17 protein-coding genes are annotated in these 23,750 nt (G+C 35.7%); 10 read left to right on the top strand and 7 right to left on the bottom strand.

What is annotated here, in order from left to right; translation table 11 throughout:
• Window positions 1–68: 68 nt before the first annotated feature.
• Together AC0L3Q_RS14470 and AC0L3Q_RS14465 are read right to left on the bottom strand one after the other, a co-directional pair.
• On the bottom strand, window positions 69–437 hold the full coding sequence (locus AC0L3Q_RS14470) for a hypothetical protein (protein WP_473280346.1): 369 nt from the start codon (window positions 435–437) through the stop codon (window positions 69–71).
• A gap of 119 nt (window positions 438–556) precedes the next feature.
• Window positions 557–3,112: an ATP-dependent Clp protease ATP-binding subunit gene (locus AC0L3Q_RS14465; protein WP_073314254.1), complete on the bottom strand. Its 2,556-nt coding sequence runs from the start codon at window positions 3,110–3,112 to the stop codon at window positions 557–559.
• A 358-nt stretch (window positions 3,113–3,470) separates the two neighbouring features.
• On the opposite strand from AC0L3Q_RS14465, the gene gyrA reads away from it, so the two are divergent.
• Together gyrA and AC0L3Q_RS14455 are read left to right on the top strand one after the other, a co-directional pair.
• Entirely contained in the window at window positions 3,471–6,014 is a 2,544-nt protein-coding gene (gene gyrA / locus AC0L3Q_RS14460; protein WP_473280345.1) for a DNA gyrase subunit A, read from the top strand.
• Window positions 6,015–6,042: 28 nt separating this feature from the next.
• The gene (locus AC0L3Q_RS14455; protein ID WP_473280344.1) at window positions 6,043–7,326 is read left to right on the top strand and encodes a tetratricopeptide repeat protein; all 1,284 of its coding nucleotides are present in this window, start codon (window positions 6,043–6,045) and stop codon (window positions 7,324–7,326) included.
• Window positions 7,327–7,395: 69 nt separating this feature from the next.
• Here AC0L3Q_RS14455 and AC0L3Q_RS14450 read toward each other — a convergent pair whose 3' ends face one another.
• The 3 genes from AC0L3Q_RS14450 to pheT form a co-directional block, all read right to left on the bottom strand.
• Window positions 7,396–8,130 carry a serine hydrolase domain-containing protein gene (locus AC0L3Q_RS14450; protein WP_473280343.1) on the bottom strand — a complete coding sequence of 245 codons (735 nt, stop codon included), beginning with the start codon at window positions 8,128–8,130 and terminating at the stop codon, window positions 7,396–7,398.
• 35 nt (window positions 8,131–8,165) lie between these two features.
• Window positions 8,166–9,164: a magnetosome magnetite crystal formation protein family gene (locus tag AC0L3Q_RS14445; protein WP_473280342.1), complete on the bottom strand. Its 999-nt coding sequence runs from the start codon at window positions 9,162–9,164 to the stop codon at window positions 8,166–8,168.
• A gap of 189 nt (window positions 9,165–9,353) precedes the next feature.
• Window positions 9,354–11,780 carry a phenylalanine--tRNA ligase subunit beta gene (pheT, locus tag AC0L3Q_RS14440; RefSeq protein ID WP_473280341.1) on the bottom strand — a complete coding sequence of 809 codons (2,427 nt, stop codon included), beginning with the start codon at window positions 11,778–11,780 and terminating at the stop codon, window positions 9,354–9,356.
• Window positions 11,781–11,904: 124 nt separating this feature from the next.
• Here pheT and AC0L3Q_RS14435 point away from each other — a divergent pair, with 124 nt between their 5' ends.
• The 7 genes from AC0L3Q_RS14435 (at window position 11,905) to AC0L3Q_RS14405 (ending at window position 19,401) form a co-directional block, all read left to right on the top strand.
• Complete coding sequence (locus tag AC0L3Q_RS14435) at window positions 11,905–12,108, top strand: hypothetical protein (RefSeq protein ID WP_473280340.1); 204 nt, start codon at window positions 11,905–11,907, stop codon at window positions 12,106–12,108.
• Window positions 12,109–12,177: 69 nt separating this feature from the next.
• Window positions 12,178–12,876, top strand: coding sequence for a hypothetical protein (locus AC0L3Q_RS14430; protein WP_473280339.1), 699 nt, complete (start codon window positions 12,178–12,180; stop codon window positions 12,874–12,876).
• A 147-nt stretch (window positions 12,877–13,023) separates the two neighbouring features.
• Window positions 13,024–13,323 carry a hypothetical protein gene (locus AC0L3Q_RS14425; RefSeq protein ID WP_473280338.1) on the top strand — a complete coding sequence of 100 codons (300 nt, stop codon included), beginning with the start codon at window positions 13,024–13,026 and terminating at the stop codon, window positions 13,321–13,323.
• Window positions 13,324–13,475: 152 nt separating this feature from the next.
• Window positions 13,476–14,705 (top strand): peroxiredoxin family protein, encoded by a 1,230-nt coding sequence (locus tag AC0L3Q_RS14420; RefSeq protein ID WP_473280337.1) that lies wholly within the window; start codon window positions 13,476–13,478, stop codon window positions 14,703–14,705.
• A gap of 128 nt (window positions 14,706–14,833) precedes the next feature.
• Window positions 14,834–15,934 carry a DUF2911 domain-containing protein gene (locus tag AC0L3Q_RS14415; protein WP_473280336.1) on the top strand — a complete coding sequence of 367 codons (1,101 nt, stop codon included), beginning with the start codon at window positions 14,834–14,836 and terminating at the stop codon, window positions 15,932–15,934.
• 178 nt (window positions 15,935–16,112) lie between these two features.
• Window positions 16,113–18,206 (top strand): phosphate acetyltransferase, encoded by a 2,094-nt coding sequence (gene pta / locus AC0L3Q_RS14410; protein ID WP_473280334.1) that lies wholly within the window; start codon window positions 16,113–16,115, stop codon window positions 18,204–18,206.
• 10 nt (window positions 18,207–18,216) lie between these two features.
• Complete coding sequence (locus AC0L3Q_RS14405) at window positions 18,217–19,401, top strand: acetate/propionate family kinase (RefSeq protein WP_473280333.1); 1,185 nt, start codon at window positions 18,217–18,219, stop codon at window positions 19,399–19,401.
• 152 nt (window positions 19,402–19,553) lie between these two features.
• Here AC0L3Q_RS14405 and AC0L3Q_RS14400 read toward each other — a convergent pair whose 3' ends face one another.
• Both AC0L3Q_RS14400 and AC0L3Q_RS14395 read right to left on the bottom strand, forming a co-directional pair.
• Complete coding sequence (locus AC0L3Q_RS14400; RefSeq protein WP_473280332.1) at window positions 19,554–19,736, bottom strand: hypothetical protein; 183 nt, start codon at window positions 19,734–19,736, stop codon at window positions 19,554–19,556.
• Between the two features lie 499 nt (window positions 19,737–20,235).
• Entirely contained in the window at window positions 20,236–20,412 is a 177-nt protein-coding gene (locus tag AC0L3Q_RS14395; RefSeq protein ID WP_473280331.1) for a hypothetical protein, read from the bottom strand.
• 316 nt (window positions 20,413–20,728) lie between these two features.
• On the opposite strand from AC0L3Q_RS14395, the gene AC0L3Q_RS14390 reads away from it, so the two are divergent.
• Entirely contained in the window at window positions 20,729–23,308 is a 2,580-nt protein-coding gene (locus AC0L3Q_RS14390; protein ID WP_473280330.1) for an endonuclease, read from the top strand.
• The last annotated feature ends 442 nt before the right edge of the window (window positions 23,309–23,750 follow it).

Raw genomic sequence — 23,750 nt, 5'->3', positions numbered from 1 at the left:
TAATTTACAATAAAACTAGATTAAACAAAAGTTAAAATATTAATCCTTAGGTGTATAAAGTGTTTCTGTTACCCTTTTTTTAGAAGTTTGTTTTTCCATTTCAAGGCATCTTCCATAGTTTCAAAGTGCTTAAATTCTTTGTCGAAAAATGTTTTCTCGTAGGTGGTTTGTGTTTTTTGAACGGGGTCTTTAGAAACCACCGCAAATCCTTTTAACTGTTCGATCTGGGCTGTTCTTATATACACTATAGGATCAACAGAATAGGAGTGAATCCTATGTGTAATATATACAAAAGGGGTATCAAAATGACTTTCCGCTATTTCTATCAAGACAGCATTGTTCTGTTTGTCGACAGTAATGCCTTCATTCATTACTGCAAGTACATAATCATCATGAATTTCCAGGGTACAGAAATCAAGGGTATAAGATTTAATCATGTATTGTTAGTTAGCTTAGCGCGATCAATGTAAAAGGAAAATCATAAATATCAAATTCTTTGAGATAAAAAAAACCGCCGTTTATCAACAGCGGTTTAAACATATTGCTTTTTTGGATGTTACGATTCGGTTGATTTTTCAGCTTTTTCGATGCTGATCGTCAATTCTCCAGAATCATCTATATCCATAAAGATACTATCTCCTTCTTGAAGCTTAGCATTAATAATCTCTTCTGCAAGAGCATCCTCAATATATTTTTGAATAGCTCTTTTCAAAGGTCTAGCTCCATATTGCTTGTCAAATCCTTTTTCAGTGATGTAGTCCTTCGCTTTTTCACTTAAAGAAAGATCATAACCAAGACCTTTGATTCTTCCATACAACTTATCAAGTTCGATATCGATGATCTTGTGAATATCTTCTCTTTCAAGCGCATTAAACACAATCACATCATCAACTCGATTCAGGAATTCTGGAGCAAATGCTTTTTTTAGCGCATTTTCGATCACTCCTTTGGCATAATCTTCGGCTTGAGACTTTTTGGCAGTCGTTCCAAAACCAACACCTTGTCCAAAATCTTTAAGTTTACGAGCACCGATATTAGAGGTCATTATGATAATGGTGTTTCTAAAGTCGATTTTACGACCTAAACTATCTGTAAGATAACCATCATCGAGTACCTGTAACATCATATTGAACACATCAGGATGCGCTTTTTCGATCTCGTCCAATAGAATCACAGAATAAGGCTTTCTTCTTACCTTTTCGGTAAGTTGACCTCCTTCTTCGTATCCTACATATCCCGGAGGTGCACCAATTAGTCTAGACACGGCGAATTTTTCCATGTATTCACTCATGTCGATACGGATCAATGTATCTTCACTATCAAACAGCTCTTTTGCTAATACTTTTGCTAATTGTGTTTTTCCAACACCTGTTTGCCCTAAGAAAATAAAGGAACCAATAGGTTTGTTAGGATCTTTCAACCCGGCACGATTACGTTGTATTGCTTTTACTACTTTATTTACAGCCTCATCCTGCCCAATCACTTTTCCTTTAATTAAATTAGGAAGTTCTGCAAGTTTGTTGCTTTCAGTTTGAGCGATACGATTCACAGGGATTCCTGTCATCATAGAAACTACATCTGCCACATTTTCTTCATCAACAGTTTCTTTATGAAGTTTGGATTCTTTTTCCCACTGTTCTTGGGCTACACTCAATTCTTTTTCCAGATTTTTTTCATCATCTCTCAGCTTTGCAGCTTCTTCATATTTCTGTTTTTTGACTACGCTGTTTTTTAATTCTCTAACCTCTTCCAATTTCTTTTCGAGATCAAGAACTTTCTTAGGTACGTCTATATTGGTGATGTGCACTCTAGAACCAGCTTCATCCAAAGCATCGATAGCTTTGTCTGGTAAAAAACGGTCGGTCATGTATCTATTTGTAAGCTTAACACAAGCTTCTATAGCATCCGGTGTGTAACTTACATTATGATGTTCTTCATACTTCTCCTTAATATTGTTAAGGATTTCTATCGTTTCTTCAATGTTTGTAGGTTCTACAATTACTTTTTGGAAACGACGTTCAAGTGCTCCGTCTTTTTCAATGTATTGACGATACTCGTCCAGCGTAGTAGCACCTATACATTGAATTTCTCCTCTTGCTAATGCCGGTTTGAACATATTAGAAGCATCAAGGCTTCCAGTAGCACCACCTGCACCTACAATCGTATGTATTTCATCAATAAAAAGGATGATATCATCATTTTTCTCTAGTTCATTCATTACCGCTTTCATTCGCTCTTCGAACTGTCCACGGTATTTTGTTCCGGCTACCAAACTAGCGAGATCCAGTGTAACTACTCGTTTATCAAAAAGAATACGAGAGACTTTTCGTTTCACTATGCGAAGTGCCAAACCTTCGGCGATAGCGGATTTACCAACACCAGGTTCACCAATTAGCAAAGGATTATTCTTTTTACGACGGCTCAAAATTTGAGATACACGTTCAATTTCTTTGGATCGACCTACTACAGGATCAAGCTTTCCTTCTTCTGCCATGGCGGTAAGATCACGACCAAAATTATCCAAAACAGGAGTTTTAGATTTCTTGCCGGCTTTACTACCAGAACCTGGAGAATTAAACGGATTTTCTTTTGAAGCATCTCCTGTTAAATCATCATCATCTTCAGAGAAGGATTCTGCTTTTGGGTTGTCTAGATATTCTTCTTCGTTTGCGATCATATATTTAAATTGGTCTTTAACATTATCATAATCTACTTTTAAACGATTTAAAAGTTTTGTGGTTGGGTCATTTTCGTTTCTCAAAATACATAACAATAAATGTGCGGTATTAATTGAGGAACTTTGAAATAATTTGGCTTCCAGAAAGGTTGTTTTTAAGGCTCTTTCTGCTTGCCTGGTTAAGTGCAAGTTCTTTTTTTCGTTTGAAGCAACTGCTACATTGGGGTTTGCAGGGCTTAGAATTTCAACTTTTCTTCTTAAGTTAGTTAAATCTATGTCTAACGCATCAAGGATACTAATTGCTTTTCCACTTCCATCACGCAATAACCCTAACATAAGATGTTCTGTACCTATAAAGTCGTGCCCTAATCTAAGAGCTTCTTCTTTACTATAGGCAATTACATCTTTTACTCTAGGTGAAAAATTATCATCCATATAATCTCTTTCTTTTTCTATATAACTAAAATAATAATTTTTGGAATTACTATGGCAAAAACTATTCCTTTTAATCGATGATTAACAAATATATTGTTACAAAAGGCTAATTTGTCATGTAGTTTTGCCCAATTTTCACTAAAATCGATGACCTGATCGATTCTCTTTTTTTGCATTTCTTGGTAAATAGACAAAAAAAGCTGTAATAATCAAAACCTATGTTTATAGACTTATTAACGATACCAAGTACTATTTTTGTTAATAAATTGCGTATATTACATAGGTAATTGGGTGTTAAAAACGTCTTAATTTACTTAAATTAGCGCGTTTAATAATTCAATTTCAGAAAAAAGTTTTTATGGCAGAAGGAGAAAAACTTATACCTATTAATATTGAGGATGAGATGAAATCTGCTTACATCGATTATTCGATGTCAGTTATTGTATCTCGTGCACTTCCAGATGTTAGAGACGGTTTAAAGCCAGTACATCGACGTGTATTATATGGTATGTATGAATTGGGAGTAAGAGCTAGTAGCGCCCACAAAAAATCAGCTAGAATTGTAGGGGAAGTTCTAGGTAAATATCACCCACACGGGGATACTTCGGTATACGACACTATGGTTCGTATGGCCCAGGAATGGAGTTTGAGATATATGTTGGTTGATGGCCAGGGTAACTTTGGGTCTGTAGATGGGGACAGTCCGGCAGCAATGCGTTATACCGAGGCAAGAATGAGAAAGATATCCGAAGACATGCTTGCGGATATAGAAAAAGATACAGTAGATCATACCTTCAATTTTGACGATACACTACAAGAACCAACGGTACTTCCTACAAGAGTTCCGGGATTATTGATTAATGGTGCTTCAGGTATTGCGGTAGGTATGGCAACCAATATGCCACCACATAACTTAAGCGAAGTTGTGGATGGTACTATCGCTTATATCGATAACAATGATATCGAGATTGACGAGTTAATGACTCATATCAAAGCTCCTGATTTTCCGACGGGAGGAATCATTTATGGATATGACGGCGTAAGAGAAGCATTCAAAACAGGTCGTGGTAGAATCGTAATGCGAGGTAAAGCCAGTTTTGAAGAGGTAAATGGTAGAGAGTGTATTATCGTTACCGAAATACCTTATCAGGTCAATAAGGCAGACATGATTAAGAAGACTGCCGATTTGGTGAATGATAAAAAGATAGATGGTATTTCTTCGATTCGAGATGAATCCGATCGTAAAGGAATGCGTATCGTTTATGTCTTGAAAAGAGATGCAATACCTAATATTGTATTGAACCTTTTATATAAGTACACTGCGCTTCAATCTTCTTTTAGTGTAAATAATATTGCACTAGTAAAAGGAAGACCGCAGTTGTTGAATGTAAAAGAAATGATTCATCATTTTGTAGAGCACAGACACGATGTGGTCGTGCGCCGTACAAAATATGAATTAAGAAAAGCAGAAGAAAGAGCACACATATTAGAAGGATTAATCATAGCTTCAGATAATATTGACGAAGTGATTGCATTGATTCGTGCCTCTGCTAATGCAGAAGAGGCTCGTGAGAAGTTGATTGAGCGTTTCAAATTATCTGAGATACAAGCCAAGGCAATTGTAGAAATGCGATTGAGACAGCTTACAGGACTGGAGCAAGATAAACTTCGCGCTGAGTACGAGGAGTTAATGAAAACCATTGAAGATTTAAAAGACATTCTTGATAAAAAAGAACGTCGAATGGATATCATCAAAGAAGAGCTGATCGAAGTACAGGAAAAATACGGAGATGAGCGTCGTTCTCAAATAGAATATGCAGGTGGTGATCTTAGTATAGAGGATATGATCCCTGATGAAAAGGTGGTGATTACCATTTCTCATGCAGGGTATATCAAAAGAACATCGCTAAACGAGTATAAGAAACAAAATAGAGGAGGAGTTGGACAAAAAGGAAGTACTACTCGTAATGAAGACTTCTTAGAACATCTGTTTGTGGGTACTAACCACCAATATATGTTGTTCTTTACTCAAAAAGGAAAGTGTTTCTGGATGCGGGTATACGAAATACCAGAAGGAAGTAAAACTTCAAAAGGTAGAGCGATCCAGAATTTGATCAATATCAGTCAGGATGACAAAGTGAAAGCATTTATATGTACTCAGGATCTAAAAGACGAAGAGTATATCAATTCGCACTATGTCATAATGGCAACGAAAAAAGGTCAGGTCAAAAAGACATCTTTGGAACAATATTCCAGACCAAGAACGAATGGAATCAATGCCATTACTATTAAGGACGAAGATGAGTTACTAGAAGCTAAACTTACCGACGGTAAAAGTCAGGTAATGCTCGCTGTAAAATCTGGAAAAGCGATACGCTTTGAAGAGGAGAAAACTCGACCTATGGGTAGAGGAGCATCTGGAGTTAGAGGAATCAGATTGGCAGATGAAAAAGACGAAGTAATTGGTATGGTTGCCGTAAATGACATGGAAAGTAATATCTTAGTGGTGTCAGAAAACGGATACGGAAAACGTTCAAAACTAGAAGATTATAGAATTACCAATAGAGGAGGTAAGGGTGTTAAAACCATTTCTGTAACTGATAAGACAGGAAACTTAGTAGCGATAAAGAATGTAACTGATTTGGATGATTTGATGATCATCAATAAATCCGGTATTGCGATTAGACTTTCGGTCGAAGATTTAAGGGTAATGGGTCGTGCCACTCAGGGGGTTCGATTGATTAACTTAAAAGGTAAAGATTCTATTGCTGCGGTAGCAAAAGTAATGCACGATGAAGATGATTTGGAGAACGCAGAAAATGCTGACGAAATCGCCGAAGCAAATATAGATACTGAAGATGCCGGAGATGGCACGAATATTGATAAGAAAACTGAAGAATAATTAAATCCCATTAAAAAAAAGACGAGTAATGAAGACTAAATTTATCTTAGTATTATTCCTAGCGATTAGTACTATTGGATTTTCTCAAAAAGAAGCAGCAAAAGCTTTAAAAGCGGCCAACAAAAATGTAAAGTCGGGTAATTTGGATGCAGCTGCTGATGCATTGAATGCAGCAGAATCACAAATCGATGGAGCTGAGGCTAAATTAAAAGCACAGTTTTACTATTTAAAAGCTCAAGTACTTTCTGGTACTGCTGGAGAATCAGTAGAAAAAATGGAAGGAGCTGCCAATGCTTATGTAAAAGCAATGGAAATAGAGAAAGAAGCTGGAAGTTCGAAGTATACGGCTGATGCTTCTCAAAAATTACAAACTTTACGTCAAGCTTTGGTAGAAGGAGCTATCAAAGATCAGAATGCTAAGAATTATAAAGACGCTTCTGAAAAGTTGTATGTAAGTTATAAAACAAACAAGCAAGATACTATCTATCTTTATTATGCAGCAGGAAATGCTGTGAATGGTAAGGATTATGATACTGCTCTTAAATACTACAACGAATTAAAAACAATTGGGTTTAGTGGTGTTGCCACAGAATTTGTAGCGACCAACAAAGAAACTGGCGAAGTAGAGCCATTCGACTCTAAGCAAACCAGAGATCTTATCGTGAAGTCAGGAACTCACATCAAGCCAGAAGAGCGTGTTACTGATTCTAAAAAAGGAGAAATTGCTAAGAATATTGCTTTGATCTATATCACTCAAGGTAAAGATGAAGAAGCAATGAAAGCAATTGAAGATGCTAAAGTAGAAAATCCTAATGATACTTCTTTATTACAAGCTGAAGCAGACGTATTCTATAAATTAGGTAATCTCGAAAAGTATAAGGAAATTATGGAGCAGATCGTTGCAAACGATCCTGAAAACCCAGACTTATTATATAACCTTGGGGTTAGTGCTTCTCGTCTTGGTGATAATGATCAGGCACTAGATTACTATAAGAAAACTTTAGAGTTAAAGCCAGACTATACTGCAGCACAAATCAACGTTGCAGCATTGATCCTTGGAAAAGAAAAGGCTATCGTTGATGAGATGAATAATCTTGGTACTTCTAGTAAAGATTACAAGCGTTATGATGTATTGAAACAGAAAAGAGAAGACGTTTATAGAAGTGCTGTTCCTTATTTGGAAGGAGCTTTAAAAAGCAATCCTGATAACGTAGAAGCTGTTCGTACTTTAATGAATATCTTTTATCAGTTAGACGATCCTAAAGCTGACGAAATGAAAAATAAGCTTAAGGCTTTAGAAGGAGGCAACTAAAAAACCTTCAAAACAGTATATAAAAAACCGAAAGCATAGCTTTCGGTTTTTTTATTGTCTAATTGTATGCTAATCTACATCGTACGGAATATAATTATTCCATTTCCAAGGGGTAAAGGTGTCGCCTAAAGCAACTTCTAAAAGTTCTTTAAAAATGGTATTTCCATTATCGCTATTGGTCATGATCATAATACCTTTTCCGGATGAAGGAAATACAATAGAATAATGCTGAAACCCGTCATCGCTATGCCCTCCCTTAAAAGCTCCGATGCCATACGGTGTAGTAAATAGATTCCACCCTAAACCTGAACTTAAATGAATAGCATCATAGGTATCGGTTGTTCTAGAAGAATATGGACCAAAATGTCTTTCTGATCGTATTCTAATCTGAGGCGTAAAGATCTTCTTCCATGAATCCTGGCTAATGATTTTTTGTTGTAATACTGCTTCTAAGAACAGACTATAATCTATAGCAGATGTTTCTAGCGTACCACCACCTCTTGGTTCGTTATCAATATCTTTTGGTCTTGTTTCACCAGAAGAGGAATGTCCATAAGCAAAATCTTTTTCAAATTTGGTATTCCATTGATAGCTAGAATTATTCATGGCTAATGGAATGAAGATTTTTTCCTGAGCTAGATCTTCTAAACTTCTGTTTAAGATTTTTTCAAGAACTACCTGTAAGTAGATATACCCTTCTCCCGAATATCCATATTTGCTCCCTGGTTCAAAATTCACTCTTAATTTCTGATCTTCCTCAAACCAGCGATAGTTATTAAAACCAGTGGTGTGATTAAGGCACATTCGGGCTGTGATTTTGTGATATAAAGAGTCGTTTTTTAAATCTGAAAAATCATCATGCCATCTTGTAAGGGGTTTGTATTCGTGGATTTTTTTGGAAGATAGGATTCCAAAGGGGTGTCCAAATCAATTACGTTTTCTTCTACCAATTTCATGACAAGTACAGCAAAAACGGATTTGCTAAAAGAAGCTCCATATATATTTGATGAATCGGTTAAAAACTCTTTTTTCTCATAGTTTTTGTATCCAAAAACCTTTTGATAACTGATTTTATTGTCATTTAGTACTGTTATAGCAGCACCATGCACATTCGCTTTTTGTAAAAGTTGATTAATTTTTATTGTTAAAGAATCCTTGGTTATCGTAGACCCATCCAACCTGGTTACGCTATCAGTAATGGGGCTTTTGCCATTACATCCTATCAATAGAAATGTGGTAAGAACCAACAGAATCCCTAAATTCTTTAAATTGTTGGTTTTCCTTCTTAGAAATGGGATAGATGGTGGATAGTAGCATTTTTGTGAATTTATTGCCGATATCAAATTGATAATCATAACGATTAGGGTGTAGGGTATAACAGCAATGAATAGGAGAAACCCAATTCTCTGTATTGTTACCAGTGCGATGAATGATAAGGCAAACAAAATAGTCATGGTGATCTGAAAATTTACAATAGCTCTCCCATGTTGATCGTACACTTTATTGTCTTCACGTTTATGAATCCATAAGAATAGAGGAATGAGGATATTGCAAAGAGGAATGACCATTCCCAAAATAGGAACACCATGCATTAATAAAAGCCATTTTTTTTGAATGTCTTCTTCTTTTGGGTTTTCTAAGACCAGAAGATCTTCAACTTCTATTTCCAAAGCGTTGGCTAGGAGCTTAATGGTTTGTAAGTGAGGTCGAACTTCACCTTTTTCAATGCGTTGTATGGTTCGTATGGTGACTGTAGTTTTTGCCGAGAGTTCTTCTTGAGTATATCCTTTTTTCTTTCGTTGATAAATTAAATTTTTCGCTATTGATTGATCATTCATGATTTTTAATTTTTAGTTGAAACAAAGCTATCAATAGCGCCTCGTTTTTGTTACGACATTTAGGTGTCACCTATCTGTCATTTTAAGGAATAATAGGGACTAAGGGGTAAATTTAATGGTATGATAAACAAAAAAAGTCCTGATTCAAAATTAAATCAGGACTTTTAAAAGCGTTTATAAATAGAATATTTATCTCAATTCTGCTCCAAGTTTGTTTTCAAAATTACCTTGAAGCTTTTTCATTACTTTATCTACTTGTTTATCCGTAAGCGTTTTTTTCTCATCCTGAAAAATAAAACTAACCGCATATGACTTTTTACCATTAGGAAGATTTTTTCCCTGATAAACATCAAACAAATTGATTTCCTTTAGTAATTGTTTTTCTGTTTGTTTGGCAATGGTTTGAATCTCTTCAAAAGAAACTGTATTGTCTAATAGCAACGCAAAGTCTCTTCTTACTTCTGGGAATTTTGGAATTTCCTTAAACTTAATTTTGGTATGCTTTGCGTACTCCAGAACATTATCCCAATTAAAATCAGCATATAATACTTCTTGAGAAATAGAGAAATGTTTTAAAACTGATCTTTTTACAATACCAAAATCTACCAATTTTGCTTTTCCAAGGCTGATTGAAATCCCCTCGGCAAACTGATCATTTTTTACAGCAGTAGTTTTAAGTCTGGTTAATCCCAATCGTTCTAAAATCGATAGGATAACTCCTTTCAAATAAAAGAAATCAGTGGGTTGCTGACTGTTTTTCCAACTTTCTACAGTTCTGTTTCCAGTAACAATAAGACTCAAATGTTTGTTTTCTACGCGAGAATCATCATAATTGTGGTACGTCTTACCAAACTCAAAGAGCTTAAGGTCAGCTCTTTTCCTGTTGATATTATACGATACCGCTTCTAATCCTGAATATAACATCGACTGACGTAATACCGCAAGATCATTGCTCAATGGATTCAGCATTTCCACATTATGTGATTCATTAAGCTGCTCACTAAGTTGAATATATTCTGGAGAGGTCAATGAATTGGCCATCATTTCATTAAATCCTTGTCCAATTAATTGATTAGATATCGTGTTTTGTACAGTGTGATCTGCAAACTTATCTATGTTAGCTATAGAAGCATTTAACTTTTGAGTGAATCCAATATTGTTGTATCCATATACTCGTAAGATTTCTTCAATCACATCTGCTTCTCTTTGTACATCATTTCTGTACGCAGGAATGGTGAGTCCAGTGCCTGATTCAGATACACTATTGATTTTGATATCCAAAGAAGACAAAATACTTTTGATGGTATCCTGTGGAATCTCTTCACCAATCAATTTTGTTGCATTTTCGTAAGACAAAAAGACTTGGAAATCTTCAATTTTCTTTGGGTACAGATCAGTAATTTCACTAGAGATCGTACCTCCAGCCAATTCTTTAATAAGTAAAGCGGCTCTTTTTAGCGCGTATTCTGTAATATTTGGATCGATACCTCTTTCAAATCTGAATGAAGCATCTGTATTTAATCCATGTCGTTTTGCTGTTTTTCTAACACTTACCGGATTAAAATATGCACTTTCTAGAAATACGGTAGTCGTTTTTTCGGTTACTCCAGAATTGATTCCTCCAAAAACACCTGCAATACACAGTGGTTTTTTGGCATCACAAATCATCAAGTCTTCTTCATGAAGTTCTCGTTCAACTTCATCAAGAGTAGTAAACTTAGTTCCAGCAGGCAAAGTTTTTACTTCGATTTTATTTCCTTCAATATATTGTGCATCAAAAGCGTGTAATGGTTGTCCCAATTCATGTAGTACATAATTGGTAATATCCACCACATTATTTTTTGGGGTAATTCCAATGGCTTTTAATCGATGTTGTAACCATGTCGGAGATTCTTTCACCTCGATATCCGAAATCGTAACACCACAATATCTCGGTGCTAGGTCAGCATCAGCTACTTCAATATCAATTTTATGTAATCGATTTTCTACAGTAAAATTGCTAACCGAAGGAGTAATAAGTTCTAGATTGATGTCTTTTTGTAAAAGTCCAGCTTTAAGATCACGCGCAGTACCCCAATGACTCATAGCATCCGCACGGTTTGGAGTAAGTCCGATTTCAAAAATATGATCATTTTCAATATCAAAAACTTCAGAAGCTTTCGTACCCACAGAAATATCTGCATCCAACACCATAATTCCATCATGACTGCTTCCAAGACCAAGTTCGTCTTCGGCACAAATCATTCCGTGACTTTCTTCTCCGCGAATTTTCCCTTTCTTAATGGTCCATTTTTCTCCCTTGTCGTCATATAGATTTGTACCAATAGTCGCTACAGGAACTTTTTGACCCGCAGCCACATTGGGAGCACCACATACGATTTGAACTGGTTCTCCGTTCCCCAAATCTACTTTTGTAACTTTAAGTTTATCCGCATTTGGGTGCTTTTCGCAACTCAAAACCTGGCCTACTACTACACCTTCTAATCCTCCTTTTACACTCTGATAGGTGTCAATACCTTCTACTTCAAGACCTAAATCGGTTAGTAACTCTCCGGTTTTCTCTGCGTCCCAATCTATATGAATAAACTGTTTTAACCAGTTATAAGAAATTTTCATTGATGATTATTCTGATTTTAGTCGGTAAAGATAATATATTGCCTAGAGGTAGCAAATACGAAAGCTCCTAATGAGATAAAAAAGTTTTATATTTAATAAATATTAAATCTAACTTTAAATCATAATGAAAACATTTATCAAAGTTCTTACAATCGTGCTTTTTGTTGGTTTTGTCTCTTGTACCGATAAAAAGAAAGAAGAAGCAGAAACCAAAGCGGCAATAGAAAAAATAGAAGCTGTTGAAGAGGAGATGGATCAAATTTCTGAAGAAGTTGAAACTCAAGAAGAAGAATTAGAGGAATCTCTTAAAGATCTAGACAGTATATAGCTGTAAGATTTTATAATAAACCTTTATAAACATACCCTGCCATAATCAATAATTGAAAAAAATAATATCATGAAACTTGTTAAAATTTTAATCGTATTAACTTTAATGCTAGTTGCTGGTAATCATACTATGATTGCTCAGGGAAAATCTCAACAAGCTAAAGAAAAGGTAGCAGAAAAAAAGGGGAAAGCAAAAGAAAAAGCAAATAAAGGAAAAGAAAAAGCAAAAGAAGCCAAAGAAAAGGCTCAAGAGGCAAAGGAAGATGCTGAAGAAAGAGTAGAAGAGGCCAAAGAAAAGGCTCAAGGGGCAAAGGAAGATGCCAAAGAGAAAGCCGAAAAAGCTAGAGAAAAAGCAAAAGAAAGAGCTGAACTAGCTAAAGAAAAAGTCGAGAAAGCTAAGGAAAAGGCTGAAAAAGCAAAAGGAAATGCTTACGGGAAAAATAAAGATGGTTTAACGGGTAGAGAATTTGGGAAAGCCAGAGCAGAAGAAGCAAAGAATAAGGTAAAGGAACAATCAGAGTCTTTGAGTAAAAGTGAATCAAAGATAGGAAGAGCCAAGGAGAAAATTGCAGCTGCCAAAGAACGTTTGGCTAAGGCTAAAGAAAAGACAGGAGATGACGCTTTAACCCCCGAAGAAATTGCTGAAAAAGAAGCCAAAATAGCCAAGGCAGAAGAAAAATTAAATGCGTTAGCAGAATCCGTAAAAAAAGGGAAACAAAAAATGAAAGAGGGCAAAGAAAAACTAGATAAAGTCTATGAGAACGAATAATAATAGATTTATCATAAATCATAAAAACACCTCGGTTACGAGGTGTTTTTTGTTAGTATATATGTCAGTAATCCAATAGAATCCACCATTTGATTTAAAAATCGTACTTTTGGTAAGTTAAGATGATACAGCCCTAAATACTAAAATATGAAAGGAATAAAACTAATGGTATTGCTATTCAGCTTTGTGCTTTTTGCAGGTCATAATGGATTTGCCCAAAGGAAGGTAGATAGTAAGAAGAAAGAAGAAACTACGACTAAAGTCAGGAAAAAGACCGGGAAAGAAGAAGGGGCTGGAATGAAAGAAGCAGTCGCTAAGAGAAAAAGAACTTCTAGAAAGGAAGCAAAAAGAGATCGTGCGAGACGTATAAGAGCCATTGCAGAGAAAGATAGAAGACGAAAACAGTCTTCAGAATCGAAAAAAAGAAGAAACTCAGGAGATAATTAATACATAATGCTCCTCATAAATAAATTAAAATGTCTGGAAGATTTTTTTCTGGGCATTTTTTATTTGAATTCTTGAAAAAAAGAAGTTTTATTTACAATTGGATAAATGACAAGTGTTCTGGAGCAATACTTAAAATATAGAATCATAAGAATATGAAAACACGAATAATAACTGGGGCATTACTTACTATTTTTTTAGTGAGTTGTAAGAAAGAGGATAAAAAACAACCTATAGATTTTTTAGAAGGACCATGGAGAGCTTCTCTTACTGTTCAGGATAACGAGGAACTTCCGTTTCTTTTTGAGGTAATGGAAGATGAAACGCTAAAAATATTTAATGCAGAAGAAGTTATAGATGTTGATGAAGTAGAAATTTATGGAGATTCTATAAAGATAAAATTCCCGGTTTTTGAAGGGTATGTTGCTGCCAAATTTGAAGATTCTCTTACGATCTCTGGAAGTTTTATAAAAGAAAGTTTGGACCGGGTTGTTCCTTTCAAAGCTACTTTTGGAGAACAAGATCGATTTGATATTGCTACTCCTCCTTCTGCAAATATCACAGGAAATTGGGAAACAGTTTTTAGTCAGGATAACGAAGAAGATCGGTATATAGCAAAAGGTATTTTTAATCAGAACGGAAATATAGTTTCGGGTACGTTTAGAACTACTACCGGAGATTATAGGTATCTGGAGGGTGTTGTAAATGGTGATCAATTACAGCTCTCTACCTTTGATGGAGCGCATGCGTTTTTGTTTACGGGTAAAGTTACGGATAGTACCCTAAGTGGAAATTTCTATTCTGGAAACCATTGGAAAGAACCATTCGTTGCCAAAAGAAATGAGGAGTATGAATTACCTTCAGAAGATAGCTTGACTTTTATTAAAGAAGGTTATGATGGTTTAGAATTTAGTTTTCCGAATACCGAAGGTGCTATGGTTTCGTTAGACGATGATCGATTTAAAGACAAGGCCGTAATTGTACAGATCATGGGAACCTGGTGCCCTAATTGTATGGATGAAACCAAGTATTACGTAGATTTTTATAATAAGAATAAAGAAAAAGATGTCGCTTTTGTAGCACTTGCTTTTGAATATGCAAAAACAAAGGAAAGAGCGGTAGCGTCGATACATCGTTTACAAAAGAAATTAAATGTACCATATCCTATTTTATTAGCTCAGCACGGTACATCCGATAAGAAAAAGGCACAAGAGAAACTACCAATGTTAAACCATGTATTGTCCTATCCTACTACAATTTTTGTAGATAAAAAAGGAGAGGTTAGACGTATTCATACTGGATTCAACGGACCAGCTACGGGAAAAAAATATGAAGAGTTTACAGCAGAATTTGAGCGATTTGTAACAGAGCTCGCTTCTGAGTAGTAGGCTTTAACAATCTATTATGACTTTCATTTGGAGTTTAACACTTAGGTAACATCTGGATTCGTTTTAACAATTTAAATTGGTGACCTATAGTTTTAATTAAAATATTTATTTCAAAAATGTCAGTCATGAAATCACTTAAACAATTTTCTATATGTCTGTTTGGGGCATTAATGTTAATGGGTACACAAGCGAATGCCCAACTTAATGTACCAGAAGGCAGTCAAAGAGGAAAAGTATCTCAACGTGTTGGGATTACAGATATCACTATCGATTATGGTAGACCAAGTGTAAAAGAACGAGAAATCTGGGGGAAATTGGTTCCTTATGGATATAACAACCTGGGGTTTGGTACTTCTACAGCTGCTCCCTGGAGAGCAGGAGCTAACAATAATACGATCATAGAGTTTTCCCACGATGTAAAGGTAGAAGGTAAAAACATTAGTGCAGGGAAATATGGATTACATATCGCAGTAAAAGAAGATGGTGGAGCAACTGTTATTTTTTCAAAAGATAATAATGCCTGGGGAAGCTATTTTTATGACGAAAAGAATGATGCCTTACGTGTAGATGTACAAACCAAAGAAGCTCCTCATACAGAAGTATTGACATTTTCATTTCCAGAATTTGAAGCCAACAGCGCTGTAGCTGCACTACGTTGGGAGAAAAAGGAAATCCCATTTAAGATCGAAGTAGATGTAGCAGATATTGTTATGAAAGGAATCGAAAGCGATCTAAGAAACTCTCCTGGGTTTACGCAAACAAACTGGGATAATGCAGCCAATTATGCGTTTAATGCAGGCAAATTAGATAAAGCATTAGAATGGGTAAATGCTTCTATTAGTGGTAATTTCTTTAGTAAGGAAACTTTTGGTAACCTATCACTTAAATCTAATATATTGGCAAAACAGGGTAAAACAGCTGAAGCGATGACTTTTGTTGATAAAGCAGCCAAATTAGGTAATGCAACCGAAGTTTTTAGATTAGGAACCGGACTCATTGGTCAAGGCCAAAAAGATAAAGCTTTAGCAATTCTTAAGGACAATGTAAAAAACTCTAACGGAGCATGGCCTTCTAATTATGGTTTAGCCAAAGGATACGCTGCAACCGGAGATTTTAAAAATGCAATCAAAGCGATTAATACTTCGATGACAAAAGCACCAGATAGATTTAAGCAACGTCTTACTGGAGAATTAGAAAAGCTGAAAAAAGGTGAAGATATCAACTAGGTGACACAACATATTATTTAGAATGTAAAAGGTTTAGAGTATTTCTAAACCTTTTTTTATGGATATCAAATTACTTTTGTTAATATTATGAAGGGAAAATATAAATGAGTTCATTCAGGTAGAACGAGATGTTAGATCTATAGTTTGAACTATCTTTGCACCAACCAAATTTATAACCATGAGTAAAGCTGTTTATATAGCAACCATCGAACCTAATAGTGGTAAATCTATTGTGGTTTTAGGTATGATGCGTATGCTATTAGGAAAGGTAGCCCGAGTAGGGTACTTCAGACCGATTATTGATGACCCTAAAGAAGGAGAAGTAGACAATCATATCAATACCGTAATTTCTCACTTCGAATTGGATATTAATTTCAAAAATGCCTATGCCTTTACAAGAAGCGAAGTGCTTCAGAAATACAATAAAGGAAAATCAGGAGAGATAATAGACGAGATCATCCGAAAGTATAAGAATCTGGAAGAACGATTCGATTTCATTCTGGTAGAAGGAACTGATTTTTCAGACGAAGGAAGTATCATCGAGTTTGATATTAATGTAATCATCGCCAAAAACCTTGGAATTCCTGCAGTAATTGTTGCTAGTGGTGTAGATAAGAAAAATGAAGAAATCGTTGGTAATCTCAAACTGGCATTTGATACGTTCAATAGCAAAGATGTTGAAGTGTTGGCTATGGTAGCCAACAAAGTAACTCCAGGTTGTGAAGATGAATTGCAGTCTGCCTTCAACAAGAATTTTGGTAATGGAGTAGATAATATAGTAATACCGAAAATAGATGCCCTTATTAATCCTACAGTAAAAGAAATTGTAAATGAACTGGAAGGAACTGTGTTATTTGGTAAGGAATACTTAAATAATCAAGCGGGTAATTATGGAGTAGGAGCGATGCAGTTACGTAATTACCTAACACATATCAAAGACAATAGCTTGGTAATTACGCCAGGGGATCGCGCTGATATTATACTGGGAGTTTTACAAGCGAATATTTCAGATAATTATCCAAAAATATCGGGGATTATTCTTACGGGCGGTATTGTTCCTGAAAAACCTATTTTAGACCTTATAGAAGGAGTTTCAATATCCTTCCCGATTGTATCGGTACCCAGCGGCACCTTCTCGATTACCAATAAAATAGGAGCGATTAGATCCAGAATTTATTTGGATAATCTACAGAAAATAAATACTTCGATCAGTACATTTGAAAAATATGTGAATGAAGACCGTTTGGCAGAAAAACTAGTTACCTTTAAATCTGAAGGTTTAACCCCGAGAATGTTTCAATACAACCTTTTGAAACGTGCTTTAAAACATAAGAAACATATCGTTCTTCCTGAAGGCTCGGATGAAAGAATCCTTAGGGCTACATCAAGATTATTAGCTTCGGATGTTGTAGATATCACCTTGATCGGTAACGAAAAGAAACTAAGAGCCAAAGCGACCAAACTTGATATTCCAATCGATTTTGATAAGGTAAATGTTGTCTTTCCTACAGAATCCCCAAACTACGAGGACTATGTGCAGACATTTTATGAATTGAGAAAACATAAAAATGTGAATCTGGATATGGCCAGGGATATGATGGCAGATGTTTCTTATTTTGGAACAATGATGATTTATAAAGGTCATGCAGACGGAATGGTTTCTGGAGCAGTGCATACCACCCAACACACTATACGTCCTGCATTACAGTTTATTAAAACAAGGCCAGGGGTAAAGGTCGTGTCATCTGTGTTTTTTATGTGTTTGGAGGATAGAGTATCTGTATTTGGAGATTGTGCGATTAATCCAAACCCGAATGCAGAACAATTGGCAGAGATTGCAATATCTTCTTCAGAATCTGCGGCTGCATTTGGAATTGAACCTAAAGTAGCCATGTTGTCTTACTCTTCTGGAACTTCTGGAAAGGGTGAGGATGTAGAAACGGTTCGAGCGGCTACAGCAATTGTTAAAGAAAGAAAGCCTGATCTTAAGATAGAGGGGCCAATTCAGTATGATGCCGCTGTAGATATGAGAGTGGGGCAAAGTAAACTACCGAACTCAGAAGTAGCGGGACAAGCCAGCGTATTAATTTTCCCTGACTTAAATACCGGAAACAATACGTATAAAGCGGTACAAAGAGAAACAGGAGCGTTAGCTATTGGACCAATGTTACAAGGCTTAAATAAACCCGTAAATGATTTAAGTAGAGGGTGTACGGTAGATGATGTATACAACACCGTTATCATAACAGCTATTCAGGCACAAGGACTATAAAAAGAAAATCATGCAAATATTAGTACTCAATTCAGGAAGTTCTTCTATCAAATTTCAATTGTTTCATATGCCAGAAGCCAAAGTAATTTGTTCTGGATTGGTAGAGCGAATAGGATTACAGGATTCTAAAATAAGCTATAAGACCGATGCCGATAAAATAGAAAAAGTTTTAGATATCAAAGATCATAAAGAAGGACTGCAGTTGGTCGCCAATTATTTGATGGATCCCAAAGTAGGTGTGCTGAAATCTGCTTCAGAAATCAATGCTGTTGGACATAGGGTTGTGCATGGCGGGAGTACGTTTACTCAAACAGTAGCGATTACTGAAGAAGTAAAAAATAAGATTAAGAAGTTAGCAACTTTGGCACCTTTGCATAATCCTGCAAATTTACAAGGGATTTTGGTGGCAGAAGAAATATTCCATTCCGCTAAGCAAATTGCAGTTTTTGATACCGCCTACCATCAAACCATTCCCGTAGAAGCCTATAAATATGCAATTCCTAATTCATTTTTGGAAGAGCATAACATCAGGGTATATGGGTTTCATGGCACCAGTCATAAATACGTATCCGAGAAAGCCATTGATTTTTTAGGACAAGAAGAATCCAAAATTATCAGTATTCATTTGGGTAATGGATGTAGCATGACTGCTATAGAAAATGGTAAAAGTATTGACCATACTCTAGGGTTTGCACCAATGAATGGATTGATTATGGGTACTCGTTCTGGAGATATAGATCCAGCAGTTATTTTTCATATGGTAAATGCGTTAGGATATTCTTTGGATGAAGTAAATGCACTTCTACAGAAAGAAAGTGGTATGCTTGGATTAACTGGATATAGTGACCTTAGAGATATTGAGTCTGAAGCCGAAAAAGGAAATGTAGCATGTAGGTTAGCACTAAAGATGAGTGCTTATCGAATTAAAAAATTTATAGGTGCTTACGCCGCTATTATGAATGGACTGGACGCTATTGTATTTACAGCCGGGATTGGAGAAAACTCTGATACGGTAAGAGCTCTGGTTTGTGAGGATATGGACTTTTTAGGAATTCATTTGGATAAAGAGAAGAATAAAGAACGGTCCAAAATGGCAAGAGATATTTCAGCATCAACTTCTAAAGTGAAAATTCTGGTAGTACCTACTAATGAGGAATTAGAAATCGCTAAACAGTCATTTGAACTACTTTCATAATAGTAACAGACTTATATAAAACAAAAGAATGACGATAATAATCGTCATTCTTCTTATCACAAACCAAATTCATTTATTGTAAATCTTATATAAATCTTTTACTCACTCAAAGAAATTGAATTTTGGTTGTTAAGGATAGTGTATACCTTTTATTAATAAAGGATACACCCTCCCCATTGCAAACAGCGTCCTGGTTCGCAAAAGCTTCCTCCAGGAAAACTGATTCTACATTTATTATTTCCGCAACAAGAGATAAAGCTTCCTGCTCCTCTTAACTGACTTTGCGTTTCTTTACTTAATTCTTTTACTCCGTTTAATTTTAAGATGTTTTTCATATGAAAAGTTTTTTAGTTAATATTTATGCCCACATACAACTGCCGTTAGGTTGGCAATACCCATAGTCACAGAATACGAAACCATTAGGTGTGGTAACACAACATCTTCTTGGACCACCACAATATGGTCTACTGATACCTAAAGAACCGGAAATGTCCTGTTGCTCTTTTTTGTTTAATTGCTGAACCCCTTCTAGGTTTAAAATTTTTTTCATGGTTTATGTATTTTAAGAGTTAGTATGATGCTGAAATATAATCTGTCAAATTTCAACGTCATTAAAAATATTCGAAAGACTAAGGGATTACAAGATTATGTTCTTGATATTTATAAATTTCAAGAATTATACATGTGTAGTATTTTGACTTGTAGCTTTTTAATGATTTTTATTGGAATTGCAGATAGATATGAAGTACAGAAAATTCACATGCCAATTCCTTATAAAAAAACAGGCAAATTGAAAAAATTTGCCTGTGATAAGGTTTTATAAATATGATCTTTTTAATAGAAGATACATCCGCGGTAAGAACATCTTCCTGGTTCGCAGAAACTACCTCCAGCCCAAGAAACTCTGCATCTATTAGGACTACAGCAGCCAGAAAACATTGCTCCTTTTATCTGTCGTTGTTGCGCTTTGCTTAAGGCCTGAACTCCGGTTAATTCTAAGATTTTTTTCATGTTATGTAATATTTAAGTTAGGACTTAAATTTAATTTAAATAATTGAAAATCAAATATTTAAAACCCATACTCTTTTTGCGGTTTTTATATCAATAGCAGTATTTGAAGTATATTTCTTATAGCCATTGTGAGAAATAACTTATTAACAGTGCTGTTTTGCTTTAATATGTTGATTTTTAGATTTTTATGGTGTTTTTAATGTGTAAAATACAGGTTGTCAACATACTACATAATGATTTGGTAACATTTACTAATAGTAGATTCAACAAAATAATTTTAGTTTCGGCATTGATTAACAAACTAACTCTCAACACAATGAAAAAGACATTACTTTGGGTAATGTTGGCGATTTGCTCTATTGCAACTGGCCAAGTACCATCATACTATAATGATGTAAATCTTACTTTATCGGGCACAGCTTTACAAAATGAACTAGCTGCAAAAGTAACCAATACACATACCAACTTTTTGACCTATACTCCCGGAGTCTGGAATGCTTTACAACAAACAGATCTGGATCCTAATGATGCTTCCAGAGTATTTTTGATTTATGGGTATAATGATACCGATGGGAACTCGACTACGGATAGAACCAGAGGAGTAAATAATAACGGAGGAGGATCTACTGATTGGAATAGAGAACACGTATACCCAAGATCTTTGGGTCAGCCTAATTTGGGAAGCGAAGGACCAGGATCGGATGCACATCATCTTAGACCAGCAGATGTACAACGAAACTCATCCAGAGGGAATAGAAAATTTGCAAATGGTAGTGGTAATTCTGGAGCAACTGCACAAGGACATTGGTATCCTGGGGATGAATGGAAAGGAGATGTGGCTAGAATGATGATGTATATGTATATCAGATATGGAAGTCGTTGTTTGCCTACCAATGTAGGGGTGGGAACTGCAGCCAGCAGTGATGCAAATATGCTTCAGTTATTTTTGGAATGGAATGCCGAAGATCCGGTGTCTCAATTAGAATTACAACGAAACCCAATTTTAGAAAATATTCAAGGGAATAGAAATCCTTTTATAGATAATCCGGCATTCGCTACTCAAATTTGGGGAGGGCCACAAGCCGAAGACCGTTTTGGGAATAGTGGAGGCGGAGGAGAAGACACCGTCGCACCTTCAACACCTACAAGCTTGACTGCAAGTGGTATTACAACAACTTCAGTAAATCTATCCTGGAATGCTTCAACTGATAATGTAGGGGTAACGGGATACGATGTATATAGAAATAGCACACTTTTAGGAACATCAACTTCAAATAGCTATTCAGTTACAGGTTTATCTGCAAATACATCATATACTTTTTTTGTAAGAGCAAAAGATGCTGCTGGGAATATTTCTGGTAGTAGCAATACCGTTAATGTTACCACCGAGGATAATTCCTCAGGAGGAGGAAGCGCTACAGAACTTTTTATTTCTGAATATGTAGAAGGTTCTTCGAATAATAAAGCCATAGAAATAGCCAATTATACAGGTTCGTCGGTAAATCTGTCCGGATACGAACTAAGAAGACAAACCAATGGTTCTGGTTCCTGGTCTTCGGGAGTTGCACTATCGGGAACTCTTGCTAATAACGATGTATTTGTAGTGGCGAACAGTTCGGCAAGTACTGCGGTATTAAATGTTGCAGATCTTACTACGGGAGATTCTAGCATGACGTTTAATGGAAATGATCCAGTTGGATTATTCAAAAACGGAACGTTGATTGATATTGTAGGTACGTTTAATGGAGGTTCTTCGAATTTTGCTAAAGACACTACTTTGAGAAGAAAATCGAATATTTCTTCTCCTTCTACATCATATACGGTATCAGAATGGGATTCTTTTTCGCAGAATACCTTTGATGATTTGGGAAATCATAGTTTTAATGGAGGAGGAGGTTCTGGTCCAGATACCCAGGCTCCAACAACTCCTACAGGAGTAAGTGCGAGCAATATTACTCAAACTACCCTGGATTTAAGCTGGAATGCGTCTACCGACAATGTTGGTGTTACTCAATATGAAGTGATCCAAAACGGAGTAGTTTTAGGGACCACCGCCACAACCAATTATGCCGTTTCGGGATTATCGGCTTCGACAACCTATACTTTTGAAGTGATTGCTTACGATGCAGCCAATAACACTTCAAATAGTGCATCGATCAACGCTACCACTATTGGTGAAGTGTTGGTATACTGTGCCTCAAGAGGAAATAATGTAAATTATGAGTTTATTGATTATGTTGGGATTGGCGGCATTGCCAATACTACGGCTGGAAATGGTGGATATGGAGACTTTACCAGTCAGACAGGAAACCTACCTTACGGTTCGAATACGATTGTATTAAGTATTGGATTTAGAAGTGCATCATATACAGAGCATTGGGGAGTGTGGATCGATTTTAATAAGAATGGTTCTTTCGAGTCTTCGGAGAAAGTGGTTACTGGATCAACTTCTAACTCAGGAAACTTATCCTATACATTCACAGTTCCTTCTTCTGCACTAGCAGGTTCCACAAGAATGAGAGTTGCTATGAAATGGAATGGAGCACCAACACCATGCGAGACTTTTGGTTATGGAGAAGTAGAAGATTATACGGTAAATATAGGAACGTCCTCGACTCGTGCTTCGGAAGTTGCAAAAACTGATGGTGTTTTGCAGGAAGAAGGAAAAGTATTCGCTGCGAAAATAACGCCTAATCCTACATCCAATTTTATGCAAATTAAGGTTGCAGATCAAAGAGAGGCTACTTTTACTTTGGTTACCGTTCAAGGAAAAATCATAAAAAAAGGAGAGGTAACCAATAATAGGATAAATCTAGATGGTGTGGCACCTGGTTTATATTTGGTCAACGTTAATGATGGAAATCGAACAATTTCCAGAAAAGTGATCGTGAAGTAGATACTAACAATCATCATAATAATATTAAAAAACGCCTTTGCATTTTGTAAAGGCTTTTTTGTGGTTTACCTAGAAGGAAAAGATATCCTTTTTTAATAAAAAAATGTAGGTAATATCTTGCAATCTGACTTTTTAAGAGGCAGAACATGCGCTTTATACTATTTTAATAATTAAATATTTGTTTTTATTTACTAGTATATTACGATGAAATACACTTTTTTAGAAGTAATATGTAGGTTTTTTGAAGTTTTTCGAGTCATCTTGTAGTTTTTTTCCTATCAAATTGTCAGTTTTTTCTCGGGTTTTGAAAGGTTTTATTCATTCGGCTTAAATATTTTGCGGAAAAACCACGTCTAGAGTTTTCTTTTAAATCGTAAATTTAGAATAGATCTATATTTGATCTTTGTTCGTATAAAACCTACTTAAAAGAAAGCTATGAATA

It is taken from the genome of Aquimarina sp. KJ22-3 (assembly GCF_055808215.1).
This window is presented reverse-complemented; position numbering and strand designations above follow the sequence as displayed.

What these genes read in the sequence shown, in the direction of transcription:
- AC0L3Q_RS14470 (WP_473280346.1), bottom strand. Translation starts at nt 437, where the DNA reads ATGATTAAATCTTATACCCTTGATTTCTGTACCCTGGAAATTCATGAT.
- AC0L3Q_RS14465 (WP_073314254.1), bottom strand. Translation starts at nt 3,112, where the DNA reads ATGGATGATAATTTTTCACCTAGAGTAAAAGATGTAATTGCCTATAGT.
- gyrA (WP_473280345.1), top strand. Translation starts at nt 3,471, where the DNA reads ATGGCAGAAGGAGAAAAACTTATACCTATTAATATTGAGGATGAGATG.
- AC0L3Q_RS14455 (WP_473280344.1), top strand. Translation starts at nt 6,043, where the DNA reads ATGAAGACTAAATTTATCTTAGTATTATTCCTAGCGATTAGTACTATT.
- AC0L3Q_RS14450 (WP_473280343.1), bottom strand. Translation starts at nt 8,130, where the DNA reads ATGTGCCTTAATCACACCACTGGTTTTAATAACTATCGCTGGTTTGAG.
- AC0L3Q_RS14445 (WP_473280342.1), bottom strand. Translation starts at nt 9,164, where the DNA reads ATGAATGATCAATCAATAGCGAAAAATTTAATTTATCAACGAAAGAAA.
- pheT (WP_473280341.1), bottom strand. Translation starts at nt 11,780, where the DNA reads ATGAAAATTTCTTATAACTGGTTAAAACAGTTTATTCATATAGATTGG.
- AC0L3Q_RS14435 (WP_473280340.1), top strand. Translation starts at nt 11,905, where the DNA reads ATGAAAACATTTATCAAAGTTCTTACAATCGTGCTTTTTGTTGGTTTT.
- AC0L3Q_RS14430 (WP_473280339.1), top strand. Translation starts at nt 12,178, where the DNA reads ATGAAACTTGTTAAAATTTTAATCGTATTAACTTTAATGCTAGTTGCT.
- AC0L3Q_RS14425 (WP_473280338.1), top strand. Translation starts at nt 13,024, where the DNA reads ATGAAAGGAATAAAACTAATGGTATTGCTATTCAGCTTTGTGCTTTTT.
- AC0L3Q_RS14420 (WP_473280337.1), top strand. Translation starts at nt 13,476, where the DNA reads ATGAAAACACGAATAATAACTGGGGCATTACTTACTATTTTTTTAGTG.
- AC0L3Q_RS14415 (WP_473280336.1), top strand. Translation starts at nt 14,834, where the DNA reads ATGAAATCACTTAAACAATTTTCTATATGTCTGTTTGGGGCATTAATG.
- pta (WP_473280334.1), top strand. Translation starts at nt 16,113, where the DNA reads ATGAGTAAAGCTGTTTATATAGCAACCATCGAACCTAATAGTGGTAAA.
- AC0L3Q_RS14405 (WP_473280333.1), top strand. Translation starts at nt 18,217, where the DNA reads ATGCAAATATTAGTACTCAATTCAGGAAGTTCTTCTATCAAATTTCAA.
- AC0L3Q_RS14400 (WP_473280332.1), bottom strand. Translation starts at nt 19,736, where the DNA reads ATGAAAAACATCTTAAAATTAAACGGAGTAAAAGAATTAAGTAAAGAA.
- AC0L3Q_RS14395 (WP_473280331.1), bottom strand. Translation starts at nt 20,412, where the DNA reads ATGAAAAAAATCTTAGAATTAACCGGAGTTCAGGCCTTAAGCAAAGCG.
- AC0L3Q_RS14390 (WP_473280330.1), top strand. Translation starts at nt 20,729, where the DNA reads ATGAAAAAGACATTACTTTGGGTAATGTTGGCGATTTGCTCTATTGCA.